The sequence below is a fragment of the Pusillimonas sp. SM2304 genome (assembly GCF_031628915.1).
Lineage (GTDB): Bacteria > Pseudomonadota > Gammaproteobacteria > Burkholderiales > Burkholderiaceae_B > Pusillimonas_C.
The window spans coordinates 29206-45980 of the sequence record NZ_JAVLUJ010000002.1 but is presented as its reverse complement, the minus strand read 5'-3'; the positions used below and the strand labels follow the sequence as shown (position 1 = coordinate 45980).

Annotated in this window: 17 protein-coding genes; 11 read left to right on the top strand and 6 right to left on the bottom strand. The window is 63.1% G+C overall.

The genetic code is table 11. From position 1 onward, the window contains the following. Positions 1-13 precede the first annotated feature (13 nt). Complete coding sequence (locus RE432_RS09160; protein WP_310933122.1) at positions 14-1120, bottom strand: substrate-binding domain-containing protein; 1107 nt, start codon at positions 1118-1120, stop codon at positions 14-16. Between the two features lie 218 nt (positions 1121-1338). Here RE432_RS09160 and RE432_RS09155 point away from each other — a divergent pair, with 218 nt between their 5' ends. The 7 genes from RE432_RS09155 (at position 1339) to RE432_RS09125 (ending at position 9163) form a co-directional block, all read left to right on the top strand. After that, the gene (locus RE432_RS09155) at positions 1339-1845 is read left to right on the top strand and encodes a formate dehydrogenase subunit gamma (RefSeq protein ID WP_310933121.1); all 507 of its coding nucleotides are present in this window, start codon (positions 1339-1341) and stop codon (positions 1843-1845) included. Continuing rightward, positions 1842-3413: an NADH-ubiquinone oxidoreductase-F iron-sulfur binding region domain-containing protein gene (locus RE432_RS09150; protein WP_310933120.1), complete on the top strand. Its 1572-nt coding sequence runs from the start codon at positions 1842-1844 to the stop codon at positions 3411-3413. The genes RE432_RS09155 and RE432_RS09150 overlap by 4 nt, the downstream gene beginning before the upstream one ends. A gap of 11 nt (positions 3414-3424) precedes the next feature. Next, entirely contained in the window at positions 3425-6379 is a 2955-nt protein-coding gene (fdhF, locus tag RE432_RS09145) for a formate dehydrogenase subunit alpha (protein WP_310933119.1), read from the top strand. Between the two features lie 14 nt (positions 6380-6393). Next, positions 6394-7245, top strand: coding sequence for a formate dehydrogenase accessory sulfurtransferase FdhD (gene fdhD, locus RE432_RS09140; protein ID WP_310933118.1), 852 nt, complete (start codon positions 6394-6396; stop codon positions 7243-7245). Continuing rightward, positions 7242-7505 carry a formate dehydrogenase subunit delta gene (locus RE432_RS09135; protein WP_310933117.1) on the top strand — a complete coding sequence of 88 codons (264 nt, stop codon included), beginning with the start codon at positions 7242-7244 and terminating at the stop codon, positions 7503-7505. The genes fdhD and RE432_RS09135 overlap by 4 nt, the downstream gene beginning before the upstream one ends. Positions 7506-7609: 104 nt before the next feature. Continuing rightward, entirely contained in the window at positions 7610-9007 is a 1398-nt protein-coding gene (locus RE432_RS09130; protein ID WP_310933116.1) for an OFA family MFS transporter, read from the top strand. Between the two features lie 15 nt (positions 9008-9022). Continuing rightward, complete coding sequence (locus RE432_RS09125) at positions 9023-9163, top strand: oxalate:formate antiporter (RefSeq protein WP_310933115.1); 141 nt, start codon at positions 9023-9025, stop codon at positions 9161-9163. An 85-nt stretch (positions 9164-9248) separates the two neighbouring features. Here the strand turns inward: RE432_RS09125 and RE432_RS09120 are convergent, their stop codons facing one another. Together RE432_RS09120 and RE432_RS09115 are read right to left on the bottom strand one after the other, a co-directional pair. Beyond that, the gene (locus tag RE432_RS09120) at positions 9249-9710 is read right to left on the bottom strand and encodes a universal stress protein (RefSeq protein WP_310933114.1); all 462 of its coding nucleotides are present in this window, start codon (positions 9708-9710) and stop codon (positions 9249-9251) included. 92 nt (positions 9711-9802) lie between these two features. Continuing rightward, positions 9803-10144 (bottom strand): TIGR01244 family sulfur transferase, encoded by a 342-nt coding sequence (locus RE432_RS09115; RefSeq protein ID WP_310933113.1) that lies wholly within the window; start codon positions 10142-10144, stop codon positions 9803-9805. Between the two features lie 64 nt (positions 10145-10208). Between RE432_RS09115 and RE432_RS09110 the strand changes: the two genes are divergently transcribed. The 4 genes from RE432_RS09110 (at position 10209) to RE432_RS09095 (ending at position 13063) form a co-directional block, all read left to right on the top strand. Continuing rightward, positions 10209-10802, top strand: coding sequence for a GNAT family N-acetyltransferase (locus RE432_RS09110; protein WP_310933112.1), 594 nt, complete (start codon positions 10209-10211; stop codon positions 10800-10802). 192 nt (positions 10803-10994) lie between these two features. Continuing rightward, entirely contained in the window at positions 10995-11399 is a 405-nt protein-coding gene (locus tag RE432_RS09105; protein WP_310933111.1) for a group III truncated hemoglobin, read from the top strand. Continuing rightward, on the top strand, positions 11392-12591 hold the full coding sequence (locus tag RE432_RS09100) for an NnrS family protein (RefSeq protein WP_310933110.1): 1200 nt from the start codon (positions 11392-11394) through the stop codon (positions 12589-12591). The genes RE432_RS09105 and RE432_RS09100 overlap by 8 nt, the downstream gene beginning before the upstream one ends. Before the next feature lie 13 nt (positions 12592-12604). Then, positions 12605-13063, top strand: a complete 459-nt coding sequence (locus RE432_RS09095; RefSeq protein ID WP_310933109.1) for an Rrf2 family transcriptional regulator — start codon at positions 12605-12607, stop codon at positions 13061-13063. A 59-nt stretch (positions 13064-13122) separates the two neighbouring features. Here the strand turns inward: RE432_RS09095 and RE432_RS09090 are convergent, their stop codons facing one another. The 3 genes from RE432_RS09090 to RE432_RS09080 form a co-directional block, all read right to left on the bottom strand. After that, positions 13123-13563 (bottom strand): MarR family transcriptional regulator, encoded by a 441-nt coding sequence (locus RE432_RS09090; protein WP_310933108.1) that lies wholly within the window; start codon positions 13561-13563, stop codon positions 13123-13125. Positions 13564-13585: 22 nt separating this feature from the next. Next, a complete protein-coding gene (gene serA / locus RE432_RS09085) occupies positions 13586-14794 on the bottom strand; it encodes a phosphoglycerate dehydrogenase (RefSeq protein ID WP_310933107.1) in 1209 nt (402 codons plus the stop codon). Positions 14795-14915: 121 nt separating this feature from the next. Then, complete coding sequence (locus RE432_RS09080; RefSeq protein WP_310933106.1) at positions 14916-16775, bottom strand: dipeptide ABC transporter ATP-binding protein; 1860 nt, start codon at positions 16773-16775, stop codon at positions 14916-14918.

The window sequence follows — 16775 nt, the reverse complement described above, 5'->3', positions numbered from 1 at the left end:
CATAACGCTTGCGTCAGGCTTTCAGGGAGGCGGCGAAATCCGCGCCGAACGCTTCTTCAAGCGTCTGCACCTGCCCCATGTGGCGCGCATCGTAGCCCACCAGTTGGGTGACATAGGCCTGATACTGATCGCCGTTCATCAGGTCCAGCAGGCGCTGCATATTCGGTGTTTCCAGCGTATCGCGATGCACCGCGAAGAAATAACGCTCCTTGACCAGCGGAATGAATGCCAGGCCGCAGCGCCAGGCCGCCGTCTCGACGCCGATGCCGACATCCGCCATACCGCTGGCAATATGCGCGGCGATCGCCATGTGCGTGAATTCGCTGCTGTCGAAACCCTGTACCCGCGCCGTGTCCACCTTGAGCTGCGCAAGCATCAGGCCCACCAGGAAGCGCGTGCTGGAGCCAATCTGCCGGTTGACGAAACGCACATCGGGATGGACCAGATCGGCGACCGACGTGATCTTTTTGGGGTTGTCGGGCTTGACGAACATACCCGTGTTGCGCACCGCCAAGTGAATCAGGCAATGCCGGGCGGGATCGAGCCACTGCGCATAGCGGGCCAGGATCGCCTGTTCGAATTCGCCCACCGGCACCTGAAAGCCCGCCAGGTCGCACTCGGCGCGATCCAGCGACGCCAGCGCCTCGATGGCCGTGCGATAGCGCAATTCAAGCGGCGACATGTCCATGCCATTGGCCAGCTGCATCAGGCCCTCGACCGCAAAGCCGTGGCTGGCATGCAGGCGCAGCCGCTGCGGGCTTTCGGGATACAGCCGTTCTAGTTCTTCCTGCAGTTCCGACGCCATGCTTTCCAGCGTGGGCATCAAGCGCGCATCAAGACGGCGGTTGGCCCAGATCAGATGCTGCCCGAAAGTGGTGAGCTTGGAGCCTTGCCGCCGCGATGTTTCGATCAGCGGCGCTTCGAATTCTTTTTCGGCGTTGCGCAAAATACCCCAGGCATGCCGGTACGACATGCCACAGGCCTTACAGGCGCCGGCAATATGCCCGGTGGCATCCACCGCTGCCAGCAGCCGCAGGACTTCGCTTAAAGACAATAGCGTGCCGGACGGCTTTTCAAGTACCCATTCCGAACTCAGGCGCGCCTTGAATTTGTACGTCATGTTGTCACCTCGTGCCGCGGTCATTACGGCTTTAATATGTTTTATATTGCCTATTAAAAATCAATCGAAAATTTTTTATATGTCAATTCTTTCCTATTGATTGATTCGTTTATGGCGAGTAGATTAACTCAAATACGAAAACAAGATATATGCAAACGATTGCATAATAGAGACAAACTTCAGAAATAGAAAAGCACCACCCAAGGAAGGAGCGCGTTATGCATACGCCACCAGACTCAAGCGAATTCAGTCCCTCGGACGAGACCGTGCAGCAGGTTGCCCGCCAGGCCTTGCAGCGCTTTGACGGCCAGCCCGGCAACCTGCTGCCGGTCCTACATGCCATACAGCATGCGCTGGGCTGTATTCCCGCAGCGGCGGTGCCGGTTCTGGCCACCGCGCTGCAACGGTCGCGCGCCGAGATCCAGGGCGTCATCAGCTTTTATCCGCATTTTCGCGAAACGCCCGCCGGCGCCGTCGTACTGGAAGTCTGCCGGGCCGAATCCTGTCAGGCCATGGGCGGCAATGCGCTGGCCGACCATGCCCGCCAGCGCCTGGGTTGCGATTTCCACGGCACCACAGCCAACGGCGCCGTCACGCTGGAGCCTGTTTATTGCCTGGGCCTGTGCGCGCAATCGCCGGCCGTCATGGTCAACGGGCAACCGCATGCACGCATGACCCCCGAAAAGCTCGATCGCCTGCTTCAGGCCGAAGGAGGCCTGGCATGACCGCGCCCATCAAAGTCTTCGTCCCCAAAGACACCGCGGCCATCGCTGTCGGCGCCGACGCGGTCGCCGGCGCCATCCAACATGAAGCCCAACGCCGCGGCCTGGCCGTCGATATCGTGCGCAACGGCTCACGCGGCCTGCTGTGGCTGGAAACCCTGGTCGAAGTCCAGACGCCGGCCGGGCGCGTGGCCTACGGCCCGGTCGAAGCCACCGATGTCGCCAGCCTGTTCGACGCCGGCTGGCTGGACGGCAAGCCCCATGCGCTGGCGCACGGGCTGACCGAAGACATCCCTTATTTGAAGCGGCAGGAAAGGCTGACATTCGCCCGGGTGGGCATCACCGACCCGCTGTCGATCAGCGACTATCAAGCCCACGGGGGCTTCCAGGGTCTTGAAAAAGCGCTGGCCATGACGCCTTCCGCGATTGTCGGGCAAGTCACCGACTCAGGCCTGCGCGGGCGCGGCGGCGCCGCCTTTCCCACCGGCATCAAATGGAAAACCGTGCTGGCCACGCCCGCCGACCAGAAATACATTGTCTGCAATGCCGACGAAGGCGACTCGGGCACGTTCTCCGACCGCATGCTGATGGAGGGCGACCCTTACACCCTGATCGAAGGCATGACCATCGCCGGCCTGGCCGTACAGGCCACATACGGCTACATCTACGTGCGTTCCGAATACCCCTACGCCATTGCCGCCCTGGAAGCGGCCATCGACGCCGCCCGCGCAGCGGGCTGGCTCGGCGCCAATATCCGCGACAGCGGCCACGCCTTCGACCTGGAGGTGCGCACGGCCGCCGGCGCCTATATCTGCGGCGAGGAAACCTCGCTGCTGGAAAGCCTGGAAGGCAAGCGCGGGCTGGTGCGCGCCAAGCCGCCGCTGCCCGCCATCAAAGGCCTGTTCGGCAAGCCCACGGTCATCAACAACGTCATTTCGCTGGCATCCGTGCCCATCATCCTGGCCCGGGGCGCGGCCTTCTATCGCGACTACGGCATGGGCCGTTCCACCGGCACCCTGCCTTTCCAGTTGGCCGGCAACCTGAAGCAAGGCGGGCTGGTTGAAAAAGCCTTCGGCGTCAGCCTGTACGAGCTGCTGTACGACTTCGGCGGCGGCAGCGCCAGCGGCAAGCCGCTGCGCGCCGTGCAGGTCGGCGGTCCGCTGGGCGCCTACCTGCCCGAATCGCAATGGGACGTCCCCATCGATTACGAAGCCTACGCCGCCATCAAGGCCATGGTGGGGCATGGCGGGCTGGTCGCCTTCGATGAAACCGCCGACATGTCCGCCCTGGCCGAATACGCCATGGAATTCTGCGCGGTCGAGTCCTGCGGCAAATGCACGCCCTGTCGCATCGGTGCCGTGCGCGGCACCGAAGTCATCAGCAAAATCCGCCACAACGAACAGCGCGAAGCGCAGGTGGTCCTGCTGCGCGAGCTGTGCGACACCATGCTGGCCGGCTCGCTGTGCGCGCTGGGCGGGATGACGCCCTATCCGGTCCTGTCCGCGCTCGAGCACTTCCCCGAAGACTTCGGCCTGCCTTCCCCCAAAACCACCCACGCGCAAGTCGCCTGACGGAGTTCAACATGCTAGAGACCATCGCTAAACGCGAACGCGATTTCGGCACACCCGCCTCGACCAGCACCGACATGGTGCAGGTCACCATCGACGGCACCGACATGCAAGTGCCCGCCGGCACATCGGTCATGCGCGCGGCGGCCGAAGCAGGCATCAACATCCCCAAACTGTGTGCATCCGACAACCTGGAAGCCTTCGGCTCCTGCCGCCTGTGCCTGGTGCAGATCGAAGGCCGGCGCGGCTATCCGGCCTCGTGCACCACGCCCGTCGAAGCCGGCATGGTGATCTGGACGGAAACGCCTAAGCTGCACGAGCTGCGCCGCAATGTCATGGAACTGTACATTTCCGACCACCCGCTGGACTGCCTGACCTGTCCGGCCAACGGCGACTGCGAACTGCAGGACATGGCCGGCGTGGTGGGGCTGCGCAATGTGCGCTACGGCTTCGAAGGCGCCAACCACCTGAACGACGCCGCCGACGAATCCAACCCCTACTTCACCTACGATCCCAGCAAGTGCATCGTATGCAGCCGCTGCGTGCGCGCCTGCGACGAAGTCCAGGGGACTTTTGCGCTGACCATTACCGGGCGCGGCTTCGACTCGCGCGTCACAGCGGGCCAGCACGATACTTTCCTGGGCAGCGATTGCGTGTCCTGCGGCGCCTGCGTGCAGGCCTGCCCCACCTCTACCCTGATGGAAAAGTCCGTGATCGACATGGGCCAGGCCGAACACTCGGTCATTACCACCTGTGCCTATTGCGGGGTCGGCTGCGCTTTCAAGGCCGAAATGAAAGGCCAGGAAGTCGTGCGCATGGTGCCCTGGAAAGACGGCCAGGCCAATCGCGGCCATTCTTGCGTCAAGGGACGCTTTGCCTGGGGCTACGCCACGCACGAAGACCGCATGCTCAAGCCCATGATACGCAGCGACATTGCCGACCCATGGCGCGAGGTCAGCTGGGAAGAGGCCCTGAACTACGCGGCGTCGGAGATCAAGCGCATCCAGGCCGAATATGGGCGGAACGCCGTGGGCGGCATCACGTCCTCGCGCTGCACCAATGAAGAAACCTACCTGGTCCAGAAGCTGGTGCGCGCCGCCTTCGGCACCAACAACGTCGACACCTGCGCCCGGGTCTGCCATTCGCCGACGGGCTACGGCCTGAAGACCACGCTGGGCGAATCAGCGGGCACGCAAACCTTCGATTCAGTCATGTTCACCGACGTGGTCATCGTCATGGGCGCCAACCCCAGCGCCGCCCACCCGGTCTTCGCGTCACGCCTGAAGCGCCGCCTGCGCGAAGGCGCCAAGCTCATTGTCATCGACCCGCGCGAGATCGAGCTGGTCAACTCGCCGCACATCAAGGCCGACTATCATCTGCCCGTGCGCCCCGGCACCAACACCGCCGTGCTGACAGCCATCGCGCACGTGATCGCCACCGAAGGGCTGATCGACGAAGCCTATGTGGCCGAACGCTGCGAGCCGCTGGCCTTCCAGCAGTGGCGCGACTTTGTTTCCCTGCCCGAGAACTCCCCCGAAGCCACGGAAGCCGAAACCGGCGTACCGGCGGCCGACCTGCGCGGCGCCGCCCGCCTGTATGCCAGGCCCGGCAACAGCGCCATCTATTATGGCTTGGGCGTGACCGAACACAGCCAGGGCTCCACCACCGTCATGGCCATCGCCAACCTGGCCATGGCCACGGGCAATCTGGGCCGCGAAGGCGTAGGGGTGAATCCGCTGCGCGGCCAGAACAACGTGCAAGGGTCCTGCGACATGGGGTCCTTCCCGCATGAGCTGCCCGGCTACCGTCACATTTCCGACGACACCGTCCGCGGCCAGTTCGAAAAAGACTGGGGCGTGACGCTGCAGCCCGAGCCGGGCCTGCGCATTCCCAATATGTTCGACGCCGCCCTCAGCGGCTCGTTCAAGGCCCTGTACTGCCAGGGCGAGGATATCGTCCAGTCCGACCCCGACACCCAGCATGTAGCCAAGGCATTGTCGTCCATGGAGTGCATCATCGTGCAGGACATCTTCCTGAACGAAACCGCCAAGTATGCCCATGTCTTCCTGCCCGGTTCCTCCTTCCTGGAAAAGGACGGCACCTTTACCAATGCCGAGCGGCGCGTGTCGCGCGTGCGCAAAGTCATGGAACCCAAGGGCGGCATGGCCGACTGGGAAGTCACCTGCGCGCTGTCCAATGCGCTGGGCTACCCCATGAACTACAGCCATCCCAGCGAAATCATGGATGAAATCGCCCGCCTGACACCCACGTTCGAAGGCGTCTCGTTCAAGAAAATCGACGAACTCGGCGGCAGCGTCCAGTGGCCCTGCAACGCCGATGCGCCCGAGGGCACCCCCACCATGCACGTCGATCAATTCGTGCGCGGCAAAGGCAAGTTCATGATCACCAAATACGTGCCCAGCGACGAACGCAGCACGCGCCGCTTCCCCTTGCTGCTGACCACGGGCCGCATCCTGTCGCAGTACAACGTGGGGGCACAGACACGGCGTACCGCCAACGTGTTGTGGCACGGCGAAGACCTGCTGGAAATGCACCCGCAAGACGCCGAGGACCGCGGCATCCGCAGCGGCGATATGGTTGCCATACAAAGCCGCTCGGGCGAAACCGTCTTGCGCGCCGACGTCACCACCCGGGTGCAGCCCGGCGTGCTGTACACCACCTTCCACTTCCCGGAATCGGGCGCCAACGTGGTCACCACCGACAGCACCGACTGGGCCACCGACTGCCCCGAATACAAAGTCACCGCGGTGCAGGCCAGGCTGGTGACCGAACCGTCGCAATGGCAGGCCAAGTGGTCGCGCTTCAGCGATATCCAGATGAAGCTGCTGGCGCAGCGCAAGCAGGGCGCGGCCGCGGCGGAACCGGCCGAGCCCGCCAAGCCCGGCACACCCAAAGCGCCCGTTGAACCCGTCGTTGCCGCGGCGCGTGTGTTGAGCCCCACCGAGTAAGGACCATCCGCCCTATGGACCAACGCTCGCCCACGGCACCTGCAGGACATCGGCCCTATCGCGTGTGGCGCTCCGGCGCCCACACCGAAGGCTATGCCGAGACCGATAGCATTGCGCAGGAAGTGCCCGTGGCGCTGGAGTTCAATGGGATCAGCCATGCCACCCTGCTGCTGACCCCTGCCGACCTGGAAGACTTTGCCTTCGGCTTTTCTTACACCGAAGGGATTATCCGCTCGGCGCGCGACATCTACGGCCTGGACATCGCCGAGCAGCCGGGGGGCCTGGTCGTACAGGCCACCATCGCCAGCGCCTGCCTGAACGAACTCAAGTTGCGCCGGCGCAATCTGGCCGGACGCACGGGTTGCGGGCTGTGCGGCATTGAAAGCCTGGACGAAGTCCAGCGCGACCTGCCCGCGCTGCCGCCACGGCCGGGTCATTTTTCACCTGCGGCCATTGCCGCCGCCGTCGAGCAATTGCGCTCCTTGCAGGCACTGCACCAAACAACGGGCGCCACCCATGCCGCCGGCTGGGCCGACAGCAACGGCGCCATCGAATACGTACGCGAAGATGTCGGCCGGCATAACGCCCTGGACAAGCTCATTGGCCACCGCCTGCGTCAATCGCAGCACGCCCCGGCGGACGGTCCGGACGGGATTGCCGTCATCTCCAGCCGGGCCAGCTTCGAAATGGTCCAGAAAGCGGCAGCGGCCGGTATTTCAGCCGTGGTGGCGGTTTCCGCCCCGACCTCGTACGCCATTGACCTGGCCGACAAGCTGAACCTGCTGCTGGCGGGCTTTGCGCGGGGCGGGCAATTCACCGTATACAGCCATCACGAGTTTCTACGCAATAAGGGGATCGCGTCTTGAACAACATCGAGCACCTGATCAAACTGGCCAATCGCATCGGCGCTTTTTTTGAAGCCCTGCCCATCCGCGAAGAAGGCCTGGAAGGGATCGCCAACCACATTCAAAAATTCTGGGAGCCGCGCATGCGCATCGCCATGCTGCGTTTCCTGGACGAGCAGCCCGATGGCCAGGCGGGCAATATCGCGCTGAGCGACATTGCCCTGCAGGCGATCACTCAAAACAAGGAGCGACTGACTCCCAAGACATCCACGTTCAACTGACAACACCTCCCGTCGCACAGCAGTCCCGCGCTGCCTGCGGGGAGTTTTTCTTGCTTCTGACCATGAGCAATACAGGCCGCTACAAAGCGCCAAGAGGAGACAACATGAGTACAGCTATTCAAGACAAGGGTTTCTTTAGCAAGGAGCGCATCACAGCGCCGCCCGGCTTCAACCGCTGGATGATTCCGCCCGCTGCGCTGGCCGTTCACCTGTGCATCGGGCAGGCCTATGCTTTTTCGGTCTTCAACAACCCCATGACCCGCCTGCTGGGGATTACCGAATCGACCGCCGCCGATTGGGACCTGCCGACGCTGGGCTGGATTTTCAGCATTGCCATCGTGTTTCTTGGCCTGTCGGCCGCCTTCGCGGGGAAATGGCTCGAAGAAGTCGGTCCGCGCAAGGCCATGTTCGTGGCGGCCTGCTGCTTTGGCGGGGGCTTCATGGTGGCGGCGGCCGGCATCGGGCTGCATCAGATATGGCTGGTGTACCTGGGGTACGGCGTGCTTGGCGGGATAGGCCTGGGTATAGGCTATGTGTCGCCGGTCTCTACGCTGATCAAATGGTTCCCCGACAAACGCGGCATGGCGACCGGCATGGCCATCATGGGCTTTGGCGGCGGCGCTTTCATCGCGTCGCCCATGTCGGTGGCCCTGATGAATTATTTCCAGACGCCTACTTCCGTCGGCGTTGCCCAGACCTTTGTCGTCATGGGCGCCCTGTATTTCGTCTCGATGATGATAGGCGCCTTCGCCATCCGCATTCCCGCCGCTGACTGGAAGCCCCACGGCTGGACGCCCCCGGCGACCCAGAACGCCATGATCTCGCGCAACCACGTCCATATCGACCAGGCCATCAAAACGCCCCAGTTCTGGCTGATCTGGTGGGCGCTTTGCCTGAACGTCACGGCGGGCATCGGCGTGCTGGGCCAGGCCTCGGTCATGATTCAGGAAAGCTTCAAGGGCGCCATCACCCCGGCCGCGGCCGCCGGCTTCGTCGGCGTGCTGTCGCTGGCCAATATGCTGGGCCGCTTCTTCTGGTCGTCGGTGTCCGATTATGTCGGGCGCAAGAACACCTATTTCATCTTCTTTGCACTGGGCGCCGTGCTGTATTTCCTGGTGCCCGGCATGGGCTCGGCGGGCAACGTCGCCCTGTTCGTCGCGTTCTACGCCATCATCATGTCGATGTACGGCGGCGGATTCTCGACCGTGCCCGCTTATCTGGCCGACCTGTTCGGCACGCGCTACGTGGGCGGCATACACGGCCGGCTGCTGACTGCCTGGGCCGCCGCCGGGATTTTCGGCCCGGTCCTGGTGAACTACATCCGCCAGTACCAGGTCGACCACGGCGTACCGGCCGCGCAGTCGTACACCATCACGATGTACCTGATGGCCGGTTTGCTGATCGTTGGTTTTATCTGCAATCTGCTGGTACGCCCTGTGGCGTCGCGCCACCACATGAGCAACGAACAGCTCGGCATGGTTCCGGCCATGGCCACCAAATAAACAAGGAGACCGAACATGGAACACACCACAACCGCCACCCCGCCGCAAAGCACCACATCGCCTGTTTTGCTGATTGTTTTCTGGCTGTACGTCGGCATCCCGCTGGCCCTGGGTATTTGGGAAACCTTGCTTAAGGCCGGTGCCCTGTTCAAGTAAACACGGTAGATAAGCAAGAAGCCCATCGTTGCCGATGGGCTTCTTTTCTTTTGGGCGGCGCTTGCCGCCCGGCGCTGTCCAGGGACTAGTCGCTTTCCTTGACGCGATACACCAGCACCGCGGTCTTGGCCAGGCTGAGCACCTTGATGGTGACACTGCCCAGCAACAAACGCGACAGGCCGCTGCGCCCGTGGCTGCCGATGAAGATCAGGTCGCAGCCTTCTTCTTCGGCGGCCTGCACCAGGCCGTCAGCCACGTTGAAATTGGAGACGGCCTTGCCCGTGGCCTTGACGCCTGCGGTTTCGGCGCGGTCAAGCACCGCCTTGAGGTATTTTTGAGCTTGCTGCTGGGCGGTTTTATCGTAGTCTTCGTCAGTGATGGCATAGGCCGCCGCCATGCCATCGAACCCCACGGTTGCCGCAAAGGGTTGCGTCACATACAGTGCGACGATTTCGGCGCCGGTTTCGCGCGCGAAGCAAACACCTTTGTTGGCCGCTTGCGCCGACAGCGTCGAACCATCGGTTGGAATAAGTATTTTCTTGAACATGAAATCAGCCCCCATGGGTTAGCGAATACGCCAAGCTTAACCGCAACAGCGGTGAAAATATAGTCGGGACATACACCAAAGCTTGATCAACATCAAAGGGCACTGGCGGCCTGGAACAAATGCGAGCAGCGCGTGCCTGTGCGGCAGTAGGCCAGGACCGGCCCGGGAAGCACTTTGAGCAGTTGGGCAAAGCGGACGACATCTTCCGGCGTCATGGCGCCGCTGACCACCGGCTGGTACTCGACCTCGAGCCCGGCCACCCGGGCCGCCGCCATGACTTCCGCCGACAGGGGCTGGTCCGGCCCGCCTTCCAGGTCGGGGCGGTTGATGATGACGCTTTTAAAGCCCGCGTCGGCAACGGCCTGCATGTCTTCGGCAGACAGCTGCGGCGCCACAGCAAAATTGTCGGTAAGCGCGTTAATAGGAACAGACATGGTGACCTCCTGATGTTTATACTGGGGCCTCGGACAGGCCCAGCCTTTACTTGAGGAAAATAGTATGACCAGCGCTACCCGCGCGCAAGCCCCCGGCCAGGTCTTTACCGCCGGTCCCGCCGCCGCAGGCGATGACGTCATCATACGCGACGCCACCCCGGAAGACATGGCCGCGATACAAGGCATCTACGCCCACCATGTGCTGCACGGCACAGCGACGTTCGAAGAAACCCCGCCCACCGTCCAGGAAATGCAGGCACGCCACGCCGCCATCGCGGGCGCCGGCATGCCCTACCTGGTCGCCGAGACCCGTGACCGCATTGCGGGATACTGCTATGCCTCGCTGTACCGCCCGCGCGTGGCCTACCGCTACACACTGGAAGACTCCATTTATCTGGCCGAGGGGCAGGCGGGCCAAGGGCTTGGCAAAGCCTTGCTGGCGGCCCTGATCGCACGCTGCGAGCAAGGCCCCTGGCGCCAGATGATTGCCGTGATCGCGGGCCACAATAACCTGGCCTCGATCGGGCTGCACCGCAGCCTGGGGTTCGCCCATGCCGGCACCCAGCCTGCCACCGGGTTCAAGTTCAACCAATGGATAGATGTTGTTTTCATGCAGCGCGCGCTCGGCCCGGGCAGTACCACGCCGCCCGACGCCTGAACCGCCCTTGCACGGGGCTACACCCGGCCCGGCGCCATGGCGCTATAACGGTGTGCCGCCGGCTTTGATCCATTGACGGGCAGCCGGTTTTTTTATAAGATTACTATTAAATGAATCTTTAAAACACGGCCCTGCCCGATGCGCATGCCCGACAGGCATCCCCGGCACGCGCCTCCCTTGCTGGAAACCCGCATGGCTCGAACCGAACTCTGTACCGAAGAAGAAATCGCAACACTGGTGTATGGGTTTTACGACCGCGTACGGGCCGACCCCTTGCTGGGCCCGGTTTTCAACGGCCATATCGACGATTGGGACAAGCATCTGCGCATCATGGTGCAGTTCTGGTCGTCCCTGCTGCTGGGCAGCGGCACCTATAGCGGCACGCCCATGCCCAAGCACGTTGCCCTGCCGGGGCTGCAAGCCGGCATGTTCACCCAATGGCTGGCCTTGTTCCACCAAACCGCCCAGGAATTGCCCAATCGCGCCTTTGCCGAACGCGCCGAAGAGTTCGCCCAGCGCATCGCCCGCAGCCTGTGGTTCGGCTATCAAATGAACAACGAACCCGACCGCATCCCCACGGAGATCACCCATGGCTGAAGCCTTGCACCTTCGCGAACAGGCCGCGCAGGCCGCCAGCCGGCCCGATATGCAGGCTTTTCTTAGCCTGGGCTTCCGGCCCCTGTACATTGCCGGCTGCAGCTGGGCGCTGATTTCAATTGCACTATGGATTTTTGCCCCGCAATGGCTCAACCCGCCCCTGGCCGGGCCGGTTTGGCATGCCCACGAAATGCTGTGGGGCTTTATCGCCACCATCGCCGTCGCTTTCCTGCTGACGGCCAGCGCCACCTGGACAGGCTTCAATCCCCTGAAAGGCCGTGCGCTGGCGGGGGTCTGTCTGCTGTGGGTGATTGCGCGGGCAGGCTTTCTGATCGGCGGCGACACCGCCACGCATGTGGCCTGCGCCAGCGAACTGGCTTTCTTCACCATCAGCGCGGCCTGCCTGATGAACGTCATGGTCAAAGGAAAAAGCCGCCGCAACTATGGCCTTCCCCTGCTGGTGATGGGGCTGGGCATTGCCGACGCCCTGTTTCTGCGCGCCGCCCTGAGCGGCGATTATCTGTTGCTGATGCAGCGTTTCGACCTGGGCATGATCTGCATGGCCGTCATCGCCCTGCTGATTGCCCGGCGCGTCATCCCCTTTTTCTCGATGCGCATGGTGCCCGGGCTGGAAATCCCCATGCAGGTGCGCAGCGGCCAGATACAGATGGGCGTCAGCGGCCTGGCCATTGCCCTGGGCATCGCCGGCCAGCACCTGGCCATGGCGGTGCTGCTGGCGATCGTGGGCGTGATCAGCTTGTGGCAAAGCCTGCTCTGGAAACCGCTGGCCGTGCTGCACAAACCCATGCTGTGGATACTGTACCTGGGCTATATCGCCATGGGCATAGGCCTGCTGTTCGCCGCTTGGCATACCAGCGGGCTGGCCAGCGGCGTCCTGGCGCGTTCGGCCGTGCATGTGCATATTATTGGCATGGGCGGCTTCGCCATCCTGATCATCGGCATGGTCACGCGCACCGCGCTGGGCCACTTGGGCCGCCCCCTGAAGCTCGACCACAGCATGCTGGTCAGCTACTACCTGATGATCGCCGCCGTGGTGTTCCGGCTGGCGGCGCTGTGGCCCAGCGGCGCCACCCTGTGGCTGCTGCAGGCCGGCGCCCTGTGCTGGATCGCCTCCATGGCCCTGTACCTGTGGCGATTCGTTCCGCTGCTGATACGCCCGCGCGCCTCGTGATGGTGGATGCCTTATGCGACTGACCACCATGACCGATTATGCGATGCGCCTGCTGATGTATGTTGGCCGGAACCCCGACCGCCTGTGCACAATCGCCGAGATCGCCCAGGCCTATGACATATCGGAACCGCACCTGATGAAGATCACCCACCGCCTGGCCCAGCGCGGCTGGCTGGAAACCGTGCGGGGCAAGCATGGCGGCATGCGGCTGGCCCGCCCGCCCGGCGACATCAACCTGGGCGCCGTCGTGCGCGACACCGAAAACGACCTGGCCCTGGTAGAGTGCTTTGTGCCCGGCAACGCCTGCACCCTGAGCGGCCGCTGCGGGCTGACCGCCATCATCGATGGCGCCCTGCAGCAGTTCATGCGGCACCTTGACGGCTATACCCTGGCCGATATCCTTCCCCAGCCCTGCGGCGACACGACGCCCCAGCTGTCCTACATCCAGGCGGGCAAGACGCTGGCCGGTTGACGCCTAGTGTCCCGTTTGATTAGTTTGTGCGCTTATATTCGAATTAGTCAAACGGGACACTAGCCCTGGACATTGCGCAGCAGCTTCATCAGCAAGGGCCGCATGGACCGCAGTTCTTGCAGATGCACCGTGGCCAACGCCGACAGTTTTTCTTCCGCCAAGGGCGTCAGGGCAATGCGCACTTTACGCCCGTCGTCGGGGTCTTTAAAGCGCCGCGCCAGCCCCATGCGCACCAACCGATTGATTAATTCCACCGCACTATGATGGCGGATCAGCAACTGCTCGGCCACCTCGCCCACGCTGGGCGCGTCGATCGCGCCCAGTGCCTTGATGGACAGCAGCGCCTGGTGCTGCTGGGGTTTGAGCCCGGCCTCCAGCGCCGCAGCCTCGCTGAACGCGTTGAAGCGGCGCAGGGTCAGGCGAAACATGGCCAGCGCCTGGTAATCGGCCGGCGTCGGTGTAGCGCCTGGATTATCGGCGGGCGATGGGCGTGAAGGCATACGGGCTGGCGGCTTGCAATCGCTAGGCGGCACTGACCTGATCGCAACGAACCGTAATGGGATGCGTGCGCAAGACAGACATGATGGTGTCGTCGACCTTGCCGTCGACGTCCGAGATCACATAGCCGATCTGCCCCCGCGTCTGCAGTTGCTGGCTGACGATATTGAGCCCATGCTCGGCCATCAAATTGCTGAGCGTCCCCATGGCGCCGGGTAGATTGCGGTGCACATGCAAAATACGCGCTGTGCCCGATATTTCCTGATAGGGGATCTCGGGGAAATTGACGGCGCCCTTGGTGGTGCCGCTCAGGGCAAAGCGCAGCAGCTTTTCGGCCACTTCGCGGCCGATGTTTTCCTGGGACTCTTGTGTGCTGCCGCCGATATGAGGGGTCAGGATCACATTGCGCATGCCGATCAGCGGGCTGGCCAGGGGCTCGTCCACGCTTTTGGGCTCAACCGGAAACACATCCAGCGCCGCGCCCGACAAATGGCCCGACTTCAGGGCGGCGTGCAACGCATCGATGTCGACCACGCTGCCGCGTGACGCATTGATCAGGATGGCACCGGGTTTCATGGCGGCGATCGCGGCGGCGTTCATGATGTTGCTGGTGACTTTGCCGCCCGGCACATGCAGCGTGACGACATCGGACTGCCCCAGCAATTTCTTCAGCGAGGTGGTGGCGCGCGCATTGCCCAGCGGCAGCTTGGCTTCGATGTCATGAAAGACGACGCGCATGCCCGCGGCTTCGGCCAGCGTACCCACCTGGGAACCGATATTGCCATAGCCGATGATGCCCAGCGTTTTACCGCGTGCCTCGAAGGCCCCTTCAGCGGACTTGTCCCAGTGCCCCTGATGCACCCTGTCGTTCTTCTCTGGAATGCGCCGCAGCAAGAGAATGGCTTCGCCCAGCACCAGCTCGGCCACCGACCGCGTATTGGAAAACGGCGCGTTGAAGACCGGAATGCCGTGCATCATGGCCGCGTCCAGATCGACCTGGTTGGTGCCGATGCAAAAGCACCCGATCGCCCGGAGGTCGGGGGCTTCGGCCAGCAGGGCCGCGTCCAGATGCGTGCGGGAACGGATGCCGACGAAATGCGCGCTGCGCAGGGCTTCGCGCAGGGCATCGGGCGGCAGCGACGAGGCATGGGTCACGACATCGTCCATGCCTGCATTGGTAAAGACTTCCTTGGCGCTGGGGTGAATATTTTCAAACAGAACAATACGGCTCATGAAACAAGGGCTCCGTGCAAAGGTAGACACAAACAAACATTGTGGACCATTTTAGGGCTAAATGCCGATGTAGCCCTTCCACCTGCACGGAATTATGTAACGCGGCCGGAAAAAACGCCCTTCAATACACGCCAATGGGATGACGGGCAACAAAATGCCCCGGGCCGACCTCCACCAGCGGTTCGACCACCGGCTGATCGTCCACGCTGCGGACCACACTGGGGATATCGTCGGCCAGGAGCGAATGGCTGCGATGGCGGGAAGACGGGTCGGCAATGGGCACCGCCGCCATCAGTTTTCGGGTATAGGCGTGCTGGGGATGCTCGAAAATGGCGCGCCGCGGGCCGATTTCCACCACTTGCCCCAAATACATGACCACCACGCGATGGCTGATGCGCTCGACCACCGCCATGTCGTGCGAAATAAACAGAATGGCCAGGCCCAGCTCGCGCTGCAGATCGAGCAGCAGATTGACGATCTGGGCCTGTATCGACACATCCAGCGCCGAGACCGACTCGTCGGCAATAATGACTTTGGGATTCAGCGCCAGGGCGCGCGCGATGCAGATACGCTGGCGCTGCCCGCCGGAGAACTCATGCGGATAGCGGTCGGCCATGTCCGGCGCCAGACCGCATTTTTCCATCAGCCAGCGGACCCGCTCATCGGCTTCGCGCCCTTTGGCCACGCCGTGTATCAACAAAGGCTCCATAATGGAATAGCCGACGGTCACGCGCGGGTCCAGCGAAGCGAAAGGGTCCTGGAAAATGAACTGTATGTGCTTGCGCAGCGCCTGCATGCCCCGGCCATGCAGCGCGCTGACATCCTGCCCCTCGAACATGACTTTACCGCCGCAGGCGGCCTCCAGTTGGGCCAGCGAGCGTCCCGTCGTGGTTTTGCCGCAACCCGACTCCCCCACCACCGCCAGCGTCTCGCCCGGATACAGGTCGAAGCTGACTTGCTCGACGGCATGGACCCGTTTCCTGACCCGCCCGAACAGGCCGCTGGCAATATCGAAGCGCGTCACCAGCTTGTCGACCTGCAAGAGCGGCGCCTGATCGTAGCGCGCGGTGCTGGCCGCCGGGGCCGCCTCTTGCGGCGCGGCCGGCTTGCCCGACAGGTCGAGCAGGGTGAAGGGCGCGGGCCCGCTGCTGCCTTTCATCGCGCCCAGCTTCGGCACCGCCGACAGCAAGGCCCGGGTATAAGGGTGCCGGGGCCGAAGAAAGAGGTCGTCGGCCTGGTTTTCCTCGACCTTGATGCCCCGATGCATGACCATGACCCGGTCGGCGACTTCGGCCACCACGCCCATGTCGTGGGTGATGAATATCACCCCCATGTCCATGTCCTGCTGCAGTTGCCGTATCAGCTGCAATATCTGCGCCTGGATGGTCACATCCAGCGCCGTCGTCGGCTCATCGGCAATCAGCACCTGCGGCCGGCAGGACAAGGCCATGGCAATCATGATGCGCTGGCGCATGCCGCCCGACAACTGGTGCGGATAGCGGTCCTGTATGGCACGCGCATCGGGAATCCGCACCACCTCGAGCAGGCGCAAGGTTTCCGCCCGCGCGGCGGCGGCGTCCATCCCCTGGTGCAGGCGCAAAGCTTCCGCTATCTGGCTGCCCACGGTAAAACTGGGGTTCAAGGACGTCATGGGCTCCTGGAAGATCATGGCGATCTCGGCGCCCCGTATGGCGCGCATGTCCGCTTCCGGCGTGGCGGCCAGGTCCTGCCAATGGCCGTCGCCCCGGCGCAGCTGGATTTCGCCCTGGGTGATCCTGCCGTTGCCGAATTCGACCAGACGCATCAAGGACAGCGAAGTCACGGATTTGCCCGACCCCGATTCGCCCACAATGGCCAGGGTCTCGCCCTGATTAACGTGGAAAGACAGATCGCGCACGGCCTCGACGGTACGTTCGGTCGTCGTGAAGGTCACGGTCAGCCCGTTGACCTGAATGACGCGTTGATGGTCTATTGTTTGCAT